Origin of the sequence: Xenorhabdus bovienii (genome assembly GCF_024721015.1) — a bacterium.
GTDB lineage: Bacteria > Pseudomonadota > Gammaproteobacteria > Enterobacterales > Enterobacteriaceae > Xenorhabdus > Xenorhabdus bovienii.
On record NZ_JANAIF010000002.1, the window covers coordinates 26513 to 46050 of the forward strand.

The following is a 19538-nucleotide window of genomic DNA, read 5'->3' on the forward strand; positions in this document are numbered from 1 at the left end:
ATCATATGCAAAACGCAATTGAGATCTGTGGTGCAAGATTAAATCAAAAAACAAGATGAATAATAAGGGGAAATAATGTTAAACGTTTTATTTGATAATTATATCGAAGCCGTTATTGAAAAGTCACCTTCAAAGCTGGCGTCATTATTCTGTGATGATGGTATTTTAAAGTTACCATTTAGAACAGGTCGACCTATAATTGAGGGTAAATCCAATATTCTTGAACATTATTTGGCGAGTTTTGGTCAGGCGCCATTAGTTTTTATTTCAATTGAAGATGTGGCAATATATGACACGGCTGATTGTGACACATTTATTGTCGAATACCGATTAAACGGAAAAACTTTGCCGGAAAATAGGGGTTTTTATTGCTTGTATATCAATGTATTTAAGGTTAAAAACGGAAGAATTAAAGAATTACACGATTACGAAGATGTGTTAAATAGAGAGTTAATACTATTAAATAATTAAGGCATTGTAATTACTTATTATATAGATATTAAAATAACCGCTTTATATATATTGTTTTTATTTTTAGCTTTAATATAAACAATATTTTATTTAAATTATTATTTGCGGATTTATTATTATCTTTATTATGATATAATTAAATAATTATTATATTTTAATGTTGCCGTTGTATATAGGGCATAAAACAATATTGAGAAGGTTATAATGAAAGCAGATAATCAATTATTTAATGAAAATTGCAATACAAACAGAGTCGATAGTGAGATAGATAGCGCAACAGTGACACCATTCGAAAGTGCATTAGGTCGGCTCCAGTGTGTTCTTGTTGCCAGACGAACGGCGACTAATCCGGAAGGTGTCTCGTGGGCTCAATACGATACCCTGCATTTTTTGCGACAGTTTCAACCTATGATCCCAAGTATGATTGGTGAAAAGCTTGGGTTTACCCGATCAAAAACATCCAAAATACTACGTTCGCTCAAAGAAAAGGAATTAATCGAACAAGAATCGGGTGAAAATGACAAAAGAGAACTAGTGACACGTTTAAGTCATAAGGGGTTGATGTTTTTGCAAAGAGCTGAGTTGAGTCGCCATAATATGGCGGATATTGTCGCCTCCAGCATGTCGCAAGGGGAAATAGCAATATTCACAGAGTTGTGTAATCGAGCCTCTGATCTATTGTATTCAGAAACGCCTGTGAAACATGATGATTGATTATGTTTGAATTGATCGTATTCCCTCATTACGGGGGACATGACGCGGATGCGTTGTCATTATTTGCTCAGTAACTGTAGGTGCTGAATGAATATCAGCACCACAAAAGAAGATGTTTCTTTAAGCAGATTTAAGCGCTTCTACACGCGCTTTATTGTAGGTAAGGAAACCTGAAATTACCGCCAATAGTAATGCTGTAGAGGCGAGCAGACCGCCCACTAAATTGAGTGAAGCGTAACCATAATTAGCGGCGATAACAACCCCACCCAACCATGCACCGACTGCATTGCCTAAATTAAAAAATCCAATATTGACTGAAGAAACGAGATTAGGCGCACCGGCTTCTTGAGCTTTATCCATCACCAGACGCTGGATTGGCGATACTGTAGCAAAGCCAAACGCCGCCATCAGAAATATACTCAAGCAGGCAATGAATGGATTGTCGCCATAAAGCCAGAAAATAAATAAAACTAAGGCTTGTAACCCCAGTGTCCAATATAACAATGGCATCATCGCCTTGTCCGCGAGTTTTCCCCCGACGATATTGCCAGAGAAAAATCCCAGCCCCAAGACGACAAGAATCCATGTGATTGCGCTTTCTGAAAAACCTGCAATATGGGTCATCAATGGCGCGATATAAGTAATAGCAGTAAAGAATGCAGCAGGGCCTAAAACCGTGATCCCCATCGCCAGTAGAACATGGATATTTGTAAAGGCCAGCAATTCCTTTTTGATACTGGTAGGCGTTTGTTGAATGAATTTAGGTAATAATCTTAAAATACCGAGTAATGAGATAATGCCGATAAAGGTAATAATTGCAAAAGTGACACGCCATGAAATAACTTTTCCTATCCATGTACCCAACGGTATGCCAATAAGATTGGCAAGCGTCATTCCACTGAACATAAATGCGATAGCACTTGTCTTCTTATTTTCTGGCACCAGTTCGGCCGCAATAATAGCGCCTATTCCCATAAAAGCGCCGTGGGTAAGAGATGTTACTATGCGGCCAACAATTGCCAGATAGAATGTGGGAGCTAAAGCAGTCAAAGCATTTCCAATAATAAATAACATCATTAATATGGCGAGCATCTTTTTTCTTTCTACCTGTCTCCCCAATATAATCAAAACGGGCGCACCAACAAATACACCAAGGGCATAACTGGTTGCCATATACCCCGCCATAGGTATTGAAATATTAAACTCGGTTGCAATTTCAGGAAGTAATCCGGCGATAATGAACTCGGTTGTAGCAATTCCAAATGTTGCTATGGCTAGAGCCCAAATAGCTGCAGGCATAGGGGAAACTCCTAATGAGTGATGAATAATGGGGTTATTGTTGAAACATTCTGTCGTTATCTTTGGATGCTGTCGCTGTAGTAATATATTCCTGCGGCATCTCATTTGGAAGCATTTATAAATCAGTTAGATCAATACAAACTGGTGACACGTTCCCAAAAATGTGAAGATAACAAGCAAAAAAGCCCACTTTTGTCTGGAATGCGTTTTGCCCAAAAGCAATAGCTTCTGAGCATATTATTAGTTGATAAAGGTAATCACTTTCTATTTCCTTGCCGATACGCTAGCGCCACTGTTAATGACTGCACCAGGCACAACGTTGCTGACTGAGAACGGAATGCATCCACCTGCGCTTCCTTCACCACAAAGCAGACATCGCTGAAACTGGCCAGTGGGCTGATTTGGCTATCAGTAATCACAATCTGCTTTGCCCCCGCCTGTGCGGCCCTTTCACTGACCATCACCGTTTCTTCGGCATACGGCGTAAAACTGATTGACACCACAACATCATTAGAACCAATCATATTCATCTGTTCGCGAAACATTCCACCCAGACCATTCACCAGTAAGGGGCGGCACTCCAAATGACTGAGGGCATAAGTGAGATACGACGCCACGCTGAAAGAGCGACGCAGCCCAATAATGTAGATATTGTGGGCGTTTACCAGTAAATCCACGGCCTTGTTTAAATCTTCCGCTGGCGTGCGAGCGGCGAGTTGCTGCATTGCCTGTGCATTGGAATTAGCGAATTCCTGCAAAATATGCTGCGGATCTTCCGGTATCTGCTGATCGCCATCCAACTCCTTAAATAACCGCGCCCGATCCGTATAACTGGCGGTTTCTTCAACCAGATTCAGACGAAATAATTGTTTCATCTCATTGAAGCCGCTGAAATCAAAAGCATTGGCGAAGCGAATGAGTGTAGAAGGCGGAACATTGGTCTCTTTTGCGATAACCGCAACCGTATCAAATGCGACACTATTGGTATTATCCAGTATATATCTTGCAACTTGTTGTAACCGTTTACTTAACTCACCATAACGCGAGCGAACTTGTTCTTGTAGCTCATTCAGGTTCGACGCAGCAGACATAATGCCTCCATAATAAATTGTAATGAAATGGATAATTCATTCATCAGACAAGCCTGCTGAAGATGATCGCAAGTTACCACTTTCTGATGAATGTAATTGCATAAAAATAGCGTGTTGATCACATTAATTAAAGTGCATTTCAATTTTCATTGAAAATGAAACATATATTTCATATATCTGTAGCATATTGACTCAATTTGTGAATGGCAATGATGGCGTGCGTTTCTATACTTGAATGGAAACGGGTCACTGGCTGATGGCCTGCTAGTGTGCGTCTGGAACATCACGACAGCAGCTTTGTCATGCCAACGATGGAGTAACCCATGAATACAGCGGCAATCAATACAACGAAAATGACCATGGCTCAGGCTTTGGTCAAATTTCTCAATCAGCAATATATTGACGTGGATGGGGAAGAATATCCTTTTATCCGTGGCGTTTTTACCATATTTGGTCACGGTAATGTCGTGGGATTGGGGCAGGCGCTGGAACAGGAACCCGGTCATCTCCGTGTCTATCAAGGATGTAATGAGCAGGGAATGGCGCATATTGCTACTGGCTTTGCCAAGCAGAAAAAACGCCGGCAGATTTTTGCCGTCACATCTTCTGTGGGGCCGGGGGCTGCCAATATGGTGACTGCCGCCGCAACAGCGACAGCTAACCGTATTCCATTATTGTTATTGCCGGGAGATACCTTCGCCTGCCGTCAGCCTGATCCGGTTTTGCAGCAGGTTGAACAGTATGGTGATGGTACGATCAGCACCAATGATTGTTTCCGGCCTGTTTCCCGTTATTGGGATCGTATTTCCAGACCTGAGCAATTGATGAGTGCCATGATCCACGCGATGCGGGTATTGACCGATCCCGCAGATACGGGGGCAGTCACGATCTGCTTACCACAGGATGTTCAGGGTGAAGTGTGGGATTATCCACATTACTTCTTCCAAAAACGGGTACATCGTCTTGAACGCCGCCCAGCCTCTTTGCCAAGTATTCAGGATGCGCTGGAACTGATTCAGCGCAAGAAAAAGCCGCTGTTAATTTGTGGCGGTGGTGTGCGTTATTCCGAAGCGCATGACGCTTTTCGCCAGTTTGCTGAAATATTCAATATTCCATTTGCTGAAACGCAGGCCGGGAAAAGTGCGATTGTGGCGGCTCATCCATTAAATTGCGGTGGTATTGGTACGACGGGCTGTCTGGCTGCAAACCTGCTGGCTAAGGAAGCGGATTTAATTATTGGTGTTGGAACACGTTTTACTGATTTCACCACGGCATCAAAATCCCTGTTCCAGAACCCAGAAGTGGAATTCCTTACCATCAATGTGGCGGAATTTGACGCCTGTAAACTGGATGCTGTCGGTGTCGTCGCAGATGCCAGAGAAGGGCTGAATGTCATCGTGCAATCATTGGCAAAAACAGCATGGCGTTCAGGCTGGCAGCAGGAAATTTCGCAGGCGAAAGCAGCTTGGCAACAAGAGTTGGAGCGGTTGTTTGCCATTCAGTATCAGGCCGGAGATAAACCAGAAATCTCGGGTCATTTAGATGACAAACTAGGCGAATACAGTGAAACGCTGCAAACCAACCTGACTCAGACGCGGGTACTCGGTCTGATGGCTCACTATTTGGAGCCGAACGCGATCATTGTGGGAGCGGCAGGCTCTCTGCCGGGGGATTTACAGCGCGTATGGCAGCCAAAAGAGCCTGATACTTATCATCTTGAGTATGGCTATTCCTGTATGGGGTATGAAATAGCGGCCTCGCTGGGAGCAAAACTTGCCTGTCCGGATCAGCCAGTTTACGCGATGGTAGGGGATGGTTCTTACCTGATGCTGCATAGTGAATTACAAACGGCGATTCAGGAAAACATCAAGATCACGGTTCTGTTGTTTGATAATGCTGGGTTCGGTTGCATCAATAATTTGCAGATGAGTCAAGGCATGGGCAGTTTCGCTACGGAAAACCGTTATCGCAATCAGCAGAGTGGGCGGCTGGATGGGGGGCTGGTGCAGGTGGATTTTGCCAAGAATGCGGAAAGTTATGGCTGCAAGAGTTATCGGGTGCATGATGAGCAGCAATTAATTACCGCTTTGCTGGATGCCCAAACACAGCCGTGCGCGACTTTAATTGATATTAAAGTGCTGCCAAAAACCATGACCCATGATTATGAATCATGGTGGAGAACAGGGACAGCCCAGATCGCGGATAACCCAGCGATTACACAGGCGGCGGAAAACATCAGGGAATATGTGGAGAAAAAGACGCGCCAATATTAATTGTTAAAATCTGAGTTACCCTATTTTAATGTTGGATATGGAATTTTTATTTCATATCCCGTAATGCTATTGCTCTCCAATTCCATCTACTGCTTTCAAAAAATAATACACAGGTTTGTATATTACATTACTTTATGTTTTTAAAGGTTATTCTTTCATTTATCAAAAGTGATTATTTTAACTTTCATGACAGGTATGACACTAAATTCATTTTTTTCATCACAAAATGCTAACCATCTCTAAAAAATAAAATTTTCAAAGAGTAAAAAATTGAAATAAATATTTTGCTTGATATATTTTTATTCATACCAAAAACAGACACCGAGGCATTAAGGAGCATCCATGTTCAATATTGCATTATTTGGCGCTGGGCGGATTGGGCAGGTTCATGCGGTTAACATTGCTAATCATAAAGAAACTTGCCTTTATTCCGTGGTTGATCCCCATCGGGCAAGTGCTGAAATGTTGGTACAGAAATATCAGGCAAAAATACAGACCATCAAAAAAGCGATGTCCGACCCTGATGTTCATGGTGTCCTTATCGCATCAGCAACGCATACCCATGCCGATCTGATCGAGCTGGCAGCCCGGCACAATAAAACGATTTTCTGTGAAAAACCGGTTCATCTTGACCTTGAGCGAGTTCGTCAGTGCCTTGCCACGGTAAAAGAGTATCAGGTTCCTCTGTTTGTCGGCTTTAATCGTCGCTACGATCCTCAGTTTCGGCGGCTGAAAACCCTGTTTAATGCCGGCATGATTGGTAAAGCAGAGTCCCTGCTAATCACTTCGCGCGATCCGTCCCCTCCGCCCGCTGAATATATTCGGGGGTCTGGGGGCATGTTCCGGGATATGACCATCCATGATTTTGACATGGCTCGTTTTATCATTGGTGAAGAGCCTTGCGCTATTTATGCACAAGGCAGCAATCTTGTTGATCCTGCGATTGGGCAGGCAGGCGATATTGATACCACGTTTATTGTTATGAAGTTTCCGTCCGGGGCAATGGCAACCATCACTAATAGTCGCCGTTCGGGATATGGTTATGACCAACGTCTGGAATTGCATGGTGAGAAAGGTTTGCTGACTGCCGGCAATATCAAAGAAAACAGCGTTGAACTCTGGGGTGAAGAAGGGTGTCTTGCTGCTAAACCTGAGCACTTTTTCCTGCAACGTTATCGTGAGGCCTATATTGCGGAATGGAGTCACTTTGTCGATGTCATGGCAGGCAGAGCGATACCTGAAACCACCGCCATTGACGGTGAACAGGCTCTGTATCTTGCAGACAAAGCGCTCGAATCCCTGCTATCCGGCCAAGAAATCAAACTACCGCTGTAGGGTTTGATAACGACAAAAGTATTGCTGCCTGAAGATAGTCAATCAGGGGGGAGGATCAGATGTTAGCTTTTCTTTCTTTTATTGGGTTTACCCTGCTGGTAGCAGGGATTGCCTATTATAAAACGCGAAATAAACACTTAATTGATTCTACCGAAGGTTATTTTCTTGGCGGGCGTTCTCTGACCGGAATTTATATTGGTAGCTCCATGCTATTAATGAATTTATCCACAGAGCATTTGGTCGGCTTAAACGGGCTGGCATTCAGAACCGGATTTATCGTTATGGCCTGGGAAGTCATCGCGGCATTGACCATCGTGCTGTTTGCCGTCTATTTCCTGCCAAGATATCTGAAATTGGGCATTTCGACGATCCCTGAATATTTAGAACGTCGGTTTGATAAAAACACCCTGCTGATTACCTCAATTTTATTTCTGGCGATGTACGTAATTTCGTTATTACCCATCGTATTATATACCGGAGCAATTGCACTGGAAAGTCTGTTTCAGGTGTCTCAGGTACTTAAGGTCGATAGAACTACTGCGTTATGGATTATGGTTTGGGGCGTCGGTGGGCTTGGCGCAGTTTATGCTATCTTCGGGGGGATTAAGGCTATTGCTGTTGCTGATACTGTTAATGGCGTTGGGCTGATTGTTGGCGGGTTAATGGTCACGGTTTTTGCCTTGTTGTATGTCGGGGATGGCAACGCGTGGAAAGGTTTGACTGATGTTTATCAGGCACATCCTGATAAATTCAATTCGATTGGCAGTGAAGATTCGCTGGTTCCATTCTCTACGCTGTTTACGGGGCTGATTGTCTCCAATATGTTTTTCTGGTGTACCAACCAATCCATCGTACAGAAATCACTGGGTGCCAAGAATCTGGCAGAAGGGCAAAAAGGTGTGATGCTGTGTGCCTTATTTAAGCTCATCATTCCCTCCATTATTATTCTACCGGGGATTATTGCATTCCATATTTTCAGTGGGCAGATAGATAATCCAGACAACGCTTATCCTGCACTGGTGCAATTGGTGCTGCCAAAAATTCTGGTTGGCTTCTTTGCTGCGGTCGTTGTGGGAGCGGTATTTTCCACATTCAGTGGTGGGCTGAACTCTTCCGTGACTCTGTTTATTGTCAATATCTACAAACCGCGAATTAACCCGAACGCGACTGAAACACAGACGGTGGCGGTCGGCAAATATCTGGGGCTTGGGCTGGCGCTGGCAACCATGATCATTGCGCCACTCGTTGCCAACGCGCCGGATGGTTTGTTTTACCTGATTCAGCAGCTACAGGGTATTTTCAACGCACCGATCCTGAGTGTCGTACTGGTCGGATTAATGACGAAACGGGTTCCACCGATTGCAGCAAAACTGGGGCTGTTGTTTGGCGTATCGGCTTATATCATCTGCAACTTTATCCTGCACATCAATATTCACTTCTTCCATTTGGTCGGCATTTTATTCGTACTGAATATTATCTTTATGCTGACTATCGGTTATTTCTTCCCGGCTGAAACTTATCAGGAAGTGTATACAAAGCAGGTCGATATTACGCCGTGGTCGATGGTAAAACCGATGGGATGGTTAATCACACTGTCTGCCATTTCCATGTATGTTTTCCTCGCACATAACGTGCCTGTATATGTCATGGTGCTCTACTCTGTATTTGCCGCAGGCGTTCTGGGCTATGCCTTCTATCAAATAGGCAGTGCACTGTTTAAACGGCCTGTCGCGGCGAAGGCGCCATACCGTATTCGGTAAAAGGTGGAACAATGGATCAGTATAAAAAGTTTGATGTTATCTGCATGGGGCGGATCGCCGTTGATCTGTATGGTCAGCAAATTGGCACTCGTCTGGAAGACATGGGGAGTTTTTCTAAATACCTTGGCGGCTCTTCGGGCAATGTCGCTTATGGCACTGCGCGCCAGGGGCTGAAATCTTCTATGCTGGCAAGGGTCGGTGATGAACACATGGGGCGTTTTCTGCGTGAAGAGTTGCAGAGGGTTGGCTGTGATACCAGCCATTTGATCACCGATAAAGAACGGCTGACGGCGCTGGTATTGCTCGGCATTAAAGATAACGAAACTTTCCCGTTGATCTTTTACCGTGATAATTGTGCGGATATGGCTATCACCCGTAATGATTTCAGCGAAGACTATATTGCATCTGCCCGTTGTTTGGCGATTACAGGAACTCATCTTTCCCATCCACAAACCCGCGATGCCGTGCTGACAGCGTTGCAATATGCCCGCCGTAATGGAGTAAAAACCGCCATTGATATCGATTATCGTCCGGTATTGTGGGGGCTGACGTCACTTGGCGATGGTGAAACCCGTTATATCGCATCAGAGCAGGTGACAGCGCAATTGCAGGAAGTCCTCCCCCAATTTGATCTAATCGTTGGTACGGAGGAAGAGTTTCATATTGCGGGTGGCTCCACAGATACCGTTGAAGCTCTGCGTTGTGTTCGGGCATTGACTGAGGCGACTCTTGTCTGTAAACGGGGCGCATTGGGATGCTCTGTGTTCAACGCAAGTATTCCCGATACACTGGATGAGGGCATCACCATACAGGGCGTCAGAGTGGAAGTTCTCAATGTTCTGGGGGCGGGTGATGCTTTTATGTCTGGTTTACTGCGTGGTTATCTGAATAACGAAAGCTGGGAACAGGCCTGTATTTATGCCAATGCCTGTGGCGCACTGGTGGTTTCCCGTCATGGCTGTGCGCCCGCCATGCCAGATAAAATTGAACTGGATAACTACCTTGCTCGGGCTAAGGATGTACTGCGCCCGGATTTGGATGTTCATCTTAACCACTTGCACAGAATTAGCCGCCGTCACAAACAGTGGGAAGAATTGTGTGTTATGGCGTTTGATCACCGTATCCAGTTTGTTGAAATGGCGCGTAAGGTTAACGCCAGTCTCGAACGCATCCCGCAACTGAAAAAACTGTTATTCCGTGCAAGTCAGGAAGTGATCGCGGAAGCCCATCTTGAAGGGCAGGCAGGAATATTATGTGACAGCACCTTCGGGCAGGATGTGCTCAATTCCGCGACAGGAAAAGGGTTATGGATTGGGCGTCCGATTGAATTACCCGGCTCTCGTCCACTGTGTTTAGAACACGGTGACATTGGCTCTCAGCTTGTCAGTTGGCCACTGGAGCATATCGTGAAATGTCTGGTGTTCTTCCATCCTGAAGACAATCATCCTTTACGTCTGGAGCAGGAAAAAACCGTGCAGGAAGTGTACGCCGCCTGCTGCCAATCGGGTCATGAATTGTTGCTGGAAGTGATTTTGCCATCCGATATGACACATTCTGATGAATTTTACCTGCGCGCCCTCCAGCGTTTCTACAATCTTGGCATCAAGCCGGACTGGTGGAAATTACCGCCAATGCAATCAGCAACGTGGGATCAGATTGAAGCCTTGGTTGTACAACGAGATTGCTATTGTCGTGGTGTTGTGATCCTTGGTCTTGATGCATCAGAGGCAATCTTGAAGGCGAGTTTCAATGCTGCGGCAGGTAAATCCATCGTCAAAGGTTTTGCTGTCGGGCGTACACTATTCGGTCAACCCTCACTGAAATGGCTGGCTGGCGAAATCGATGATCAAACACTCATTCTTCAGATAAAAACGAATTACCACAATCTGATTAGCTACTGGCGTCAGCGTGGATAAAAGCGCATTAAGTAAAAACAAGTAGATAAAAAATAAAACCTTACCGATTTTTCATCTTACAGGAGATCCATCATGGCTGTTCAACTTGGCATCAATCCTCTGACCTGGACTAATGATGACTTGCCTTCTCTGGGCGCAGAAACCCCACTGGAAACTTGTCTGACCGAAGGCCGTCAGGCGGGATTTGCTGGTTTTGAACTGGGCAATAAATTTCCTCGTCAGTCTCAGATCTTGGGGCCAATACTGGCTTCCCATAACTTGAAACTGGTGTCTGGCTGGTACTCCGGTAACTTGCTGACACGTAGTGTAGAAGAAGAAATTGCTGCCGTTCAGCCGCATTTGACCCTGCTACGCGAATTGGGTGCCAGTGTGATGGTGTTTGCCGAAGTGACTGACTGTATACATGGTGATCAGGGAAAACCGGTACACCTGAGGCCATTATTTCCAGTCGAACGCTGGCAGGAATATGGCGAAAAACTGACGGAATTCGCTCGTTATACCCAGTCTCAAGGAGTTCAGATTGCTTATCATCACCATATGGGAACCGTGATTGAAAGTGCGGAAGATGTTGATCACTTGATGGAGCATACAGGTGAAGAAGTCGGCTTGTTGCTGGATACCGGGCATTTGACCTTTGCGGGAGATGATCCGCTGGCTGTGGCAAAACGTTGGTGCACACGTATCAATCACGTTCATTGTAAAGACATACGCCCAGAGGTGTTGAAAGATGTCAAAAACCGTAAAACCAGCTTTCTTGACGCGGTGTTGAGTGGCGTCTTTACTGTGCCAGGTGATGGTTGTGTTGATTATCCTGCTATTTTCAATGTATTGAAGACTAGCCACTATGACGGTTGGTTAGTGGTGGAAGCAGAGCAGGACCCCACGATTGCCCATCCACTGACTTACGCTACGCTCGGGTATAATAACCTGCACAGGTTCGCGAAAGACGCCGGATTGATTTAAACGCTGACATTCTAATCGCATTAATTTTAAGTATAAACATAGGCATAGAGGTAGGTCACATGTCTAAGCTACTGTCAAAATACCATGCGCCTGATCAGGACAAACGTACACAGCATATCACGCCAGAAACAGCAAACTGGGGATATGTCCACTTTGCTGTTTATGAACTGAATGCGGGAGAATCTATTACATTGCCCGCCTCGGAAAAAGAAACCTGTTTAGTGTTGGTAGCGGGAAAAGCCACCGTAATCACTCCCTTGCAGCGATTTGACCAGATTGGCGAGCGCATGAATCCATTTGAACGTAAAAAACCTTATGCAGTTTACGTTACGCCGAATGAATCCATAGAAATTATTGCGCAGACTAACCTTGAACTGGCTGTCTGTCAGGCGAAAGGCAGGGGAAACTATCCCACTCGCTTGATTGCGCCGAAGGATATTAATGCTGAGCAGCGGGGCAACGAAAATAACCGCCGCTATGTCCATAACATCCTCCCAGATGACAAATCAGCGGATAGCCTGCTGGTGGTTGAGGTGTATACAGACGAAGGCTGTACCAGTTCTTATCCCAGCCACAAGCATGACACTGATAACGAACCACAGGAAACCTATTTGGAAGAGACTTATTACCATCGGTTAAATCCATCGCAAGGTTTTTGTTTACAGCGTGTTTATACGGATGACCGTTCGTTGGATGAAACGATGGCGGTTTATAACAAAGATGTTGTCATGGTGCCGAAAGGGTATCACCCCGTGGCGACTATTGCCGGATATGACAGTTATTACCTGAATGTGATGGCTGGCCCTAGCCGTAAGTGGTTATTTACATGGGAAAAAGACCATCAGTGGGTTAATGGTGCAGAGTATGCGGAAAAACATACCCGCCGTTAAGCTGGCAAATTGCTCCCCTGATGGGGAGCAATAGCATAAGTGGTTATGGCAGAGAGCGGCGGCTAAAGGCGATCTTAAATAGCCAATAAGCCACACTCGCCATCAGTAATGAGTTTATTGTTGGTACACCCCATTCCGTCGCTAACCCAACAATGCAGCCGATAATACTGGCGATAATAGCTGCCCAGCCGATGGTGGGTGTTTCATTGGGAAGGTTTCCTTTCTGCCGACTTTCGTCCAGCACTTTGCGATGGGTACGCAGGATATAGTAATCAACTAGCATAATCCCAAGAATAGGCGGGAATACGACGCCAAGTATAGTCAGAAAATCTACAAATCGGTCTAGAATACCTAAAATGGAAAGCACAGTGCCCAACACGCCGATCACGACAGTTGTTGGCGGGTAACGCAGTTTTTTGCCTGCGATGCCCTCTACGGCGTTGATAATTCCCAATGAAGAAGAATACAGATTTAAGTCATTGACCCTTAGTGTTGAAAAAACGACAACTAATAAACCTGCTCCACCCGCGGCTTGCGACATAATAGTGACGACATCCGCCGTATTCAGTGCTTTTGCAATTAGAATCGCCAGACCATTAATCACAAACTCTCCTGCGATGATGGTCAGTAGTGTAATGGCAAAAACATGCTTGCCTGATTTGGTATAGCGAGTCAGATCGGGGGTCATAAAACTGGCAACAATCGCACCACCTACAACAATTGTGATACCGGCACTAATGGATAAAGTTTCTCCAGAATGGGGCAGGTTTATGACCTCATGCAGAGGCTGACCTGCTTTGCCTGATAGCACGATAGTTGAGATATAAGCGACCAGTAGAATAAACAAGGGAACGGCAATGCTGGCGGTAAAGCGCAGTGCCTTAAAGCCAAAAGCGACCAGCGTTGTTAATAACGTACCGGATATTGCTGCCGCCCAGCCAAATCCCAATTTATTACCAGAGGCAAAATTAAGAGACTTGGCAAAAATGGCATTTTGAATACCAAACCAGCCCAGTAAACTGACAGCAACGATAAGGCCGATTAACACCGAACCCATTCGGCCAAAGCCACACCAGCGAGCCAGCAAACTGCCAGACAGCCCTTCGCGCATACCCGCAAATCCTAGCCCGAAAGTGACAACGCCAAAGATCAGACTGCCGATAAAAACGGCGAGAAATGCATCGATCAGAGTCATCGAGTTGCCGAGTACAGCACCAAGCATAAACTGATCCAATGCCGTTAACATGCCCATATGAACGACGGCCACACACAGCAGGGATAAGCGCTGATCTTGTGGCACTCGGCTTAATGGACAGTGTTCAATTTTGAGCACTATCATCGTTCCTCGATTTGTTTTAGATAAAGAGGACGCCTTTTTCAATGAGGCGTTCAGGAATATAGCTATCTAATTGAAAGTGCCTGCAAAATTCTTCAAATTGCTGGATGGAGTGGACATTAGCCTTCTGATAGATGGTGTATATTCTGTTTTCTATCGTCTTATGGCTGACATTGTATATCTGGGCTATTTCCTTATTTGAACGTCTTTGCAACATAAAGAAGATGGTATCCAGTTCACTTTTGGTAAATAGATCTGTTGTAGCTTCTGTAGTGAGAACGCTTGGTTTTTGGCGATTAATATATTTTAGAGGGGAGAGAGTACTCATTGGTTTGGCATTCCAAACTATCCCGATGCACTCTTTTTTATCGTTATACACAGGGAATTTCTCACTGATGAAAGGAGCTAAGCTGTTTTTTCCATACCAATAATGTGTCTCAATGATAGAAACTTTGTCTTTAGATTCTTCAGTTCTCCTGTCATGTTCTTTTAGGTCTTGTGAAAATTGATCCTCAGACCAATGTGTTGGAAATTCACAGTCAAGCTTACCCTCTATGTCAAAATCTTCTGGTGTGTTGGTGTAAAGATAAGCGGCTTTATTCATATAGATATGTCGGGACGCTAAATCCTTAATGCCCCAAGGATCGCTTAGATGTTCCATCATGGCGATCAATCCCTTGAGATAGGGTTCATTATTTTTATAGGAAAAACTCATTTTTATCTCATATAATTTATATATGTTAAATTTTATATTAAAAATAATAACAATTGTATCTATGTACTTATTAACTTCTGATGTATGAATACTAATTTTTTTTGAAAAATGGTGTATTTAAACTAAAAAATATCAACATAATCGATATCTCCTCTATTTTTTGACTATTTTACGGTTTTTTATTATCAGTTTCTTAGTGTGTCTATTAAAATATAACCTATTGATGTAATATTTTCTATATATGATAGTTTTATTATATTATTATATAATTCTGTTCAAAAATAAATTGCTATCACTTTTTATGTTTTACGACAAGGGTATTTTTCACTCTTTCCAGACCCAACAAAAAGTGTTTATCCTAAAAAGTCATGTAAATTAATTGGTTATATATTTTTCTGGGCGTTGATATGTATAAAAAACAAAAAATGGAACACCTGAGAAAAAATTTGCAATACTTACTTGATTCCAGAGGAGAGAGTAGGGTATCGATCTGTGATCGAACCGGGCTTAACCGCACGACTATTTATAATATTCTGGATGGGAGAGTTCAAAACGTTCATTCTTCAACGATACAGAAAGTATCCAACTTTTTTGGGGTGTCGTATAGAGAGATAGAAACGATCGATATTGCAGAAAAAGAACGCATTGATGCCATTGTTTCTTATGAAGGAAACATGAACCCCTGTGCCGTTCCGCTATTTATGCAATCTGAATGTATTATCTCTGGGTTTTTTGACAGTAAAATCGGCTCGCTTATTGTTGAAAGAAAACTCACTTATTATTTTGGTTCTGGCCCGAATATTGTTGCTATTCTACTTGAGAATGATTTCCCAGGTAAATATAATGCGGGTGATTTATTAATAATCAAAAGAGGTAATTACCAGAACAATAATCCAAAGTTATGTTTCGATCAAAGGCAGCAACTGTTTCATATTAAAGAGTTTAATAGTGAAGTTACGACAAATTTGATGGTGATTGGAGATATAATGGAAGAGCGGTTCGGATATGGGAAAAAAATATAAATTACTGGGATTTAACAGTCAAGATAGTACAGCGAATGTATTAATTTTATCAACAGGAAAAGTTTTAAAAATAAACGTAAAGGAGCTTGAGAAAAGTGAAATAGCAGACGATCTAGACAATCACGAAATAAAATCACTTTATAGAAAGATATATTCTAGCTTTCCAAATATCCCCTCAGTCTATGAAATTGAAGAACGTAATGAAAAATCTTGGGTTGTTTATTCATTTCTCGCGTTACTACTGACAATTTTCTACACTTTCAGTAATATAGCGGCAGCTAAACCCGTTTACATTGATTATCTTGATATCATTGTTACCCCAGGTACTTTCATTTATCCTTTTTCATTTTTAGTCATTGATTTACTGAGTGAATTTTATGGCTTCAGGCTAGCAAGAAAAGCGATATATATGTCATTGGCTTCTAATCTGATCATTGTATCCTTGCTGAGTATCTCGACAAGTCTACCTGCCATCGCAAACTGGGATTTAAATGATCAGTACAATGCCCTGATGAATCATATTTTATCGGCGATCTTTGCTTCTTCACTGTCATTTCTAGTTTCAGAGCTTGTCAACTCCTATATCTTATGCAAGCTGAAGGATATGACAAACTCCCGATTTTTAGCGTTAAGAGTATTTTTTAGTACCTTTATCGCATCAATTCTTGACAGTTTTGTTTTCTGTTTCATCGCATTCTATGGGAAACTGCCTGTAAATCAAATTGTTGTCATGATGCTTGTTCAGATTTTAATTAAAATTTTCTTTGCATTATTTAATATTTTCCCTGCTTACGGCTCACGTTATTTATTTAATCGGTGGGTTGGTAAAACAGCAAACTAATGAATGGCATGGGGAACTTCTCCATGCCATTTTTTGATAAAACCCTGTCTTATTTTGTTTTGCATCGTCGTCATGTGATGGGTTGACACTTTTGCTATGTGTCACTATCTATCATTCACTCCGTTATTGTGATTCTGCTGCCATTTCGATTTTTTATACAATAACCCTACTCATATTCATGTTATCTATCTATTATGACGGGTGATTTACCTTGTTTTTTGCTGCACAGAATGGTTTCTGTGCCCATATAAAAAATTTAATTAAATATCAATTAGATATGGTGTTTTATTTGTTGTTTTGTTCATGAGGCATCAAATAATGACACGAATATTCATCACTAAAATCAACATTTATGTTTTTATATGTTGATTTTAGCGTGTGTCTGGTGTATTAATTTAATCGTTAAAATATAAGTTATAATTAAGTTTTTTGTCTGGGTCCTGATAAGGGAAGTCTGACCTCCCTTTAAACAGACAAATTATTTTCATTATTTTGAATAGATGATTTCTATTCGCCCAACACCAGAATATTAGTACATTTTTTATTCTTATAATAGTCAGTCCCTTAACCAGATCTTTTGGTTAAGGGACTGAACAATCTACTATACCCAATGGATTTCAATCTGCCGTTCAGCGGCAAGTTAACGTAGCTAACAACGCAGTGACTTGAAAGATAAGGGTATCAGCTCAGAAAACACATTGAGGCTATCATCTTGGCAGATAGTCGATAGATCTCCTCGTGGCCTGTCATTTCGCCAAACTCTGCTCTCACTATCATCCCTTCTATAAATGTCATAAGGGCTTCTGTTTTGATTTCTGCATCCGTCTGATTGGCAGAGAAAATGGAAAATAAGAGTGATTTTAACCACGTCTTATGGCATTGAGCCTGTTTGACAATAAGCTCATCGTGGCCTTTAAACTCGGCTAAGGCGTGCATAAATAAGCACCCTTGAAAATCGGCTGATCTGAACCATGAGAAGTGCCAGTCAAGGATAGCATTCAGCTTATTTTCCATTCCCTTGGTGGCGAATACCACCGTATTGAGTTCCTCTTCAAACCTCTTATGTCGTCTGATTAACATACTCTCTATCAGTTTATTTTTGGAACCGAAATAGCGGTACATGGATGTTTTTGACACATTCGCCTTATCTCGGATCAAATCGACTCCCACCGCGTTATAGCCGAATTCATTAAACAGGGATTCAGCGATATCTAAGATATGTTCTTCTTTGCTCATAATATTTTTTCTTGTTTATTCTAATTAGTTCTAATGATCGTCCATATTCCTGACAAATCGAACGTTGCCTTTTAGTGTACAGATCTGTACCATTTGTTGCGTGTGTACAGAACTGTACACTTAGAGTATCACATTGACTGAGTCATATCGCAAACGAATCATAGGGAGACTAAAACATGAGTAAATTGAGGGGAGGTGGTGGATTACCGCCAAAGCCGGATCTTGTTCAATTAATGAAAGGATTATCAGGCGGTTTTTTGGGGATCTTGTTGCTCAGTTATTTAAGCCAAACGACGGAATATCCTTGGTTAATGGCGCCTTTTGGAGCGACATGTGCCATTTTGTTTGCTGCACCCACTTCTCCGCTTGCTCAACCACGGAATGTTATTGGTGGACATTTACTCACTACGGCTGTGGGGCTTGTCGCACTATATACATTGGGTAATTCCATGATTGTGATGTCTCTGGCAGTCGGCATTGCGATTATGCTGATGCAGTTATTTCGGGTAGTTCATCCGCCTGCAGGGGCTAATCCGTTAGTGGTACTTCTCGCAGGGCAAGAGGCCGTAGGTTTTGATTTTCTTTTAACGCCTGTCTTAACGGGTAGTCTGGCGCTGGTCATCATTGCATCTTTTATTAATAACATAGGAAAAGAAAACTGTTGGCCATTATATTGGTATGGTTTTAGCAGAAGAAAAGATAGCTGACGCCCATTTCGGGCGTTATTATTTTATTCCCTCCACAAATATCTTATTTTCCTCTCCTCTCCTTTCCTCTCCATTCATCCTCTAATAAATATCTGGCTTGGTTTTTTTGGTTTGAATAAGACTAATATTATAAAAAACCTCCTTTCTTTCGTATATCTCAGTCTAGTAACAGATCGAAAATAATATAATCTTTATGGATTGTAATTCCTTGATTTATATTACCCTCCCCTCTCCACCTTGTTGATATAATTGTTCATCAAATTCATTTTAGCGAATATGAATTTGGTGATTCTGCATCAATAATTCTATCATTTATTTTCCTCATGTTGTAATTGTCATCCTAAAAATCACTTCTAAATATAGTAACTAATAGTTATTTATATTCTTTGTTAATATTATCCTGATATGTTTAGTACTCAAAAATGATTATTTTATTCATATTATTGAATATTTTATGATTGTTGTATCATTTAAAATGATATTTATTTAATTTTAATATGAAAGTATATTTTTACGAAATAAATTGCTTGCTAGTAAAATTCCCAATTTAATTAAAACAACTATTAATATTTTAATTTTATTTATTTACTTCTGAATTAACTCCGCTATGCAGAATAATAAAGCTATTACCGTATGAAACGCCATTTTATTAATTAATAACATTAAGTTAATTTTCCATTTGTTACTATTTATATAATTGATTATTTTCAAAAAAATAATTGAGTAACTAGGGCAACCTTCAATTCTATGCACGGCTATATCAAGGACGAAGACTAATAAAAAAAGAGGCAGTAAGAGGCCATATTTAATCAAATAATCGGCTGAATATGTCTCGAAAGCAGGATGCCTGCCTAATTAAAAATTCCGATAACGACGATAACTCACGATATCTATCTGTCAGCCAATTTAGGTATGAGGGTAGTTGAGGCATTTCTTTTCCCATTTATCGCCAGGACTGATTCAAAAAGT

16 protein-coding genes are annotated in these 19538 nt (G+C 42.2%); 11 read left to right on the forward strand and 5 right to left on the reverse strand.

The window, feature by feature from the left end; genetic code table 11:
- Nucleotides 1-75: 75 nt before the first annotated feature.
- Both NXS07_RS00705 and NXS07_RS00710 read left to right on the forward strand, forming a co-directional pair.
- Nucleotides 76-471, forward strand: coding sequence for a nuclear transport factor 2 family protein (locus NXS07_RS00705; protein ID WP_038214362.1), 396 nt, complete (start codon nt 76-78; stop codon nt 469-471).
- A gap of 204 nt (nt 472-675) precedes the next feature.
- Nucleotides 676-1185, forward strand: coding sequence for a MarR family winged helix-turn-helix transcriptional regulator (locus NXS07_RS00710; protein WP_258085979.1), 510 nt, complete (start codon nt 676-678; stop codon nt 1183-1185).
- Nucleotides 1186-1305: 120 nt separating this feature from the next.
- Here the strand turns inward: NXS07_RS00710 and NXS07_RS00715 are convergent, their stop codons facing one another.
- Both NXS07_RS00715 and NXS07_RS00720 read right to left on the reverse strand, forming a co-directional pair.
- Complete coding sequence (locus NXS07_RS00715) at nt 1306-2484, reverse strand: MFS transporter (protein ID WP_258085980.1); 1179 nt, start codon at nt 2482-2484, stop codon at nt 1306-1308.
- Between the two features lie 257 nt (nt 2485-2741).
- Complete coding sequence (locus NXS07_RS00720; protein WP_258085981.1) at nt 2742-3575, reverse strand: MurR/RpiR family transcriptional regulator; 834 nt, start codon at nt 3573-3575, stop codon at nt 2742-2744.
- Between the two features lie 338 nt (nt 3576-3913).
- Between NXS07_RS00720 and iolD the strand changes: the two genes are divergently transcribed.
- The 6 genes from iolD to iolB all read left to right on the forward strand — a co-directional run bounded on the left by iolD (nt 3914) and on the right by iolB (nt 12712).
- Nucleotides 3914-5848 (forward strand): 3D-(3,5/4)-trihydroxycyclohexane-1,2-dione acylhydrolase (decyclizing), encoded by a 1935-nt coding sequence (iolD, locus tag NXS07_RS00725; protein WP_258086027.1) that lies wholly within the window; start codon nt 3914-3916, stop codon nt 5846-5848.
- Nucleotides 5849-6190: 342 nt separating this feature from the next.
- Nucleotides 6191-7183, forward strand: a complete 993-nt coding sequence (gene iolG, locus NXS07_RS00730; RefSeq protein ID WP_258085982.1) for an inositol 2-dehydrogenase — start codon at nt 6191-6193, stop codon at nt 7181-7183.
- A 59-nt stretch (nt 7184-7242) separates the two neighbouring features.
- Entirely contained in the window at nt 7243-8943 is a 1701-nt protein-coding gene (locus tag NXS07_RS00735) for a solute:sodium symporter family transporter (RefSeq protein ID WP_258085983.1), read from the forward strand.
- 11 nt (nt 8944-8954) lie between these two features.
- The gene (locus tag NXS07_RS00740; RefSeq protein ID WP_038202138.1) at nt 8955-10859 is read left to right on the forward strand and encodes a bifunctional 5-dehydro-2-deoxygluconokinase/5-dehydro-2-deoxyphosphogluconate aldolase; all 1905 of its coding nucleotides are present in this window, start codon (nt 8955-8957) and stop codon (nt 10857-10859) included.
- Between the two features lie 72 nt (nt 10860-10931).
- A complete protein-coding gene (gene iolE / locus NXS07_RS00745) occupies nt 10932-11822 on the forward strand; it encodes a myo-inosose-2 dehydratase (RefSeq protein ID WP_038202136.1) in 891 nt (296 codons plus the stop codon).
- Nucleotides 11823-11881: 59 nt separating this feature from the next.
- On the forward strand, nt 11882-12712 hold the full coding sequence (iolB, locus tag NXS07_RS00750) for a 5-deoxy-glucuronate isomerase (protein ID WP_038202134.1): 831 nt from the start codon (nt 11882-11884) through the stop codon (nt 12710-12712).
- Nucleotides 12713-12755: 43 nt separating this feature from the next.
- Here the strand turns inward: iolB and NXS07_RS00755 are convergent, their stop codons facing one another.
- Both NXS07_RS00755 and NXS07_RS00760 read right to left on the reverse strand, forming a co-directional pair.
- Complete coding sequence (locus NXS07_RS00755; RefSeq protein WP_258085984.1) at nt 12756-14045, reverse strand: cytosine permease; 1290 nt, start codon at nt 14043-14045, stop codon at nt 12756-12758.
- A 22-nt stretch (nt 14046-14067) separates the two neighbouring features.
- A complete protein-coding gene (locus NXS07_RS00760; RefSeq protein ID WP_038202129.1) occupies nt 14068-14763 on the reverse strand; it encodes a helix-turn-helix transcriptional regulator in 696 nt (231 codons plus the stop codon).
- Between the two features lie 407 nt (nt 14764-15170).
- Here NXS07_RS00760 and NXS07_RS00765 point away from each other — a divergent pair, with 407 nt between their 5' ends.
- Both NXS07_RS00765 and NXS07_RS00770 read left to right on the forward strand, forming a co-directional pair.
- Nucleotides 15171-15785: a helix-turn-helix domain-containing protein gene (locus NXS07_RS00765; RefSeq protein ID WP_038185912.1), complete on the forward strand. Its 615-nt coding sequence runs from the start codon at nt 15171-15173 to the stop codon at nt 15783-15785.
- Nucleotides 15769-16626 carry a queuosine precursor transporter gene (locus tag NXS07_RS00770; RefSeq protein WP_038202126.1) on the forward strand — a complete coding sequence of 286 codons (858 nt, stop codon included), beginning with the start codon at nt 15769-15771 and terminating at the stop codon, nt 16624-16626. The genes NXS07_RS00765 and NXS07_RS00770 overlap by 17 nt, the downstream gene beginning before the upstream one ends.
- 681 nt (nt 16627-17307) lie before the next feature.
- Here the strand turns inward: NXS07_RS00770 and NXS07_RS00775 are convergent.
- Nucleotides 17308-17862, reverse strand: a complete 555-nt coding sequence (locus tag NXS07_RS00775) for a TetR/AcrR family transcriptional regulator (RefSeq protein ID WP_038202123.1) — start codon at nt 17860-17862, stop codon at nt 17308-17310.
- 176 nt (nt 17863-18038) lie between these two features.
- Between NXS07_RS00775 and NXS07_RS00780 the strand changes: the two genes are divergently transcribed.
- Complete coding sequence (locus tag NXS07_RS00780) at nt 18039-18569, forward strand: HPP family protein (RefSeq protein WP_038202120.1); 531 nt, start codon at nt 18039-18041, stop codon at nt 18567-18569.
- Nucleotides 18570-19538 lie beyond the last annotated feature (969 nt).

What these genes read in the sequence shown, in the direction of transcription:
- NXS07_RS00705 (WP_038214362.1), top strand. Translation starts at nt 76, where the DNA reads ATGTTAAACGTTTTATTTGATAATTATATCGAAGCCGTTATTGAAAAG.
- NXS07_RS00710 (WP_258085979.1), top strand. Translation starts at nt 676, where the DNA reads ATGAAAGCAGATAATCAATTATTTAATGAAAATTGCAATACAAACAGA.
- NXS07_RS00715 (WP_258085980.1), bottom strand. Translation starts at nt 2,484, where the DNA reads ATGCCTGCAGCTATTTGGGCTCTAGCCATAGCAACATTTGGAATTGCT.
- NXS07_RS00720 (WP_258085981.1), bottom strand. Translation starts at nt 3,575, where the DNA reads ATGTCTGCTGCGTCGAACCTGAATGAGCTACAAGAACAAGTTCGCTCG.
- iolG (WP_258085982.1), top strand. Translation starts at nt 6,191, where the DNA reads ATGTTCAATATTGCATTATTTGGCGCTGGGCGGATTGGGCAGGTTCAT.
- NXS07_RS00735 (WP_258085983.1), top strand. Translation starts at nt 7,243, where the DNA reads ATGTTAGCTTTTCTTTCTTTTATTGGGTTTACCCTGCTGGTAGCAGGG.
- NXS07_RS00740 (WP_038202138.1), top strand. Translation starts at nt 8,955, where the DNA reads ATGGATCAGTATAAAAAGTTTGATGTTATCTGCATGGGGCGGATCGCC.
- iolE (WP_038202136.1), top strand. Translation starts at nt 10,932, where the DNA reads ATGGCTGTTCAACTTGGCATCAATCCTCTGACCTGGACTAATGATGAC.
- iolB (WP_038202134.1), top strand. Translation starts at nt 11,882, where the DNA reads ATGTCTAAGCTACTGTCAAAATACCATGCGCCTGATCAGGACAAACGT.
- NXS07_RS00760 (WP_038202129.1), bottom strand. Translation starts at nt 14,763, where the DNA reads ATGAGTTTTTCCTATAAAAATAATGAACCCTATCTCAAGGGATTGATC.
- NXS07_RS00765 (WP_038185912.1), top strand. Translation starts at nt 15,171, where the DNA reads ATGTATAAAAAACAAAAAATGGAACACCTGAGAAAAAATTTGCAATAC.
- NXS07_RS00770 (WP_038202126.1), top strand. Translation starts at nt 15,769, where the DNA reads ATGGGAAAAAAATATAAATTACTGGGATTTAACAGTCAAGATAGTACA.
- NXS07_RS00775 (WP_038202123.1), bottom strand. Translation starts at nt 17,862, where the DNA reads ATGAGCAAAGAAGAACATATCTTAGATATCGCTGAATCCCTGTTTAAT.
- NXS07_RS00780 (WP_038202120.1), top strand. Translation starts at nt 18,039, where the DNA reads ATGAGTAAATTGAGGGGAGGTGGTGGATTACCGCCAAAGCCGGATCTT.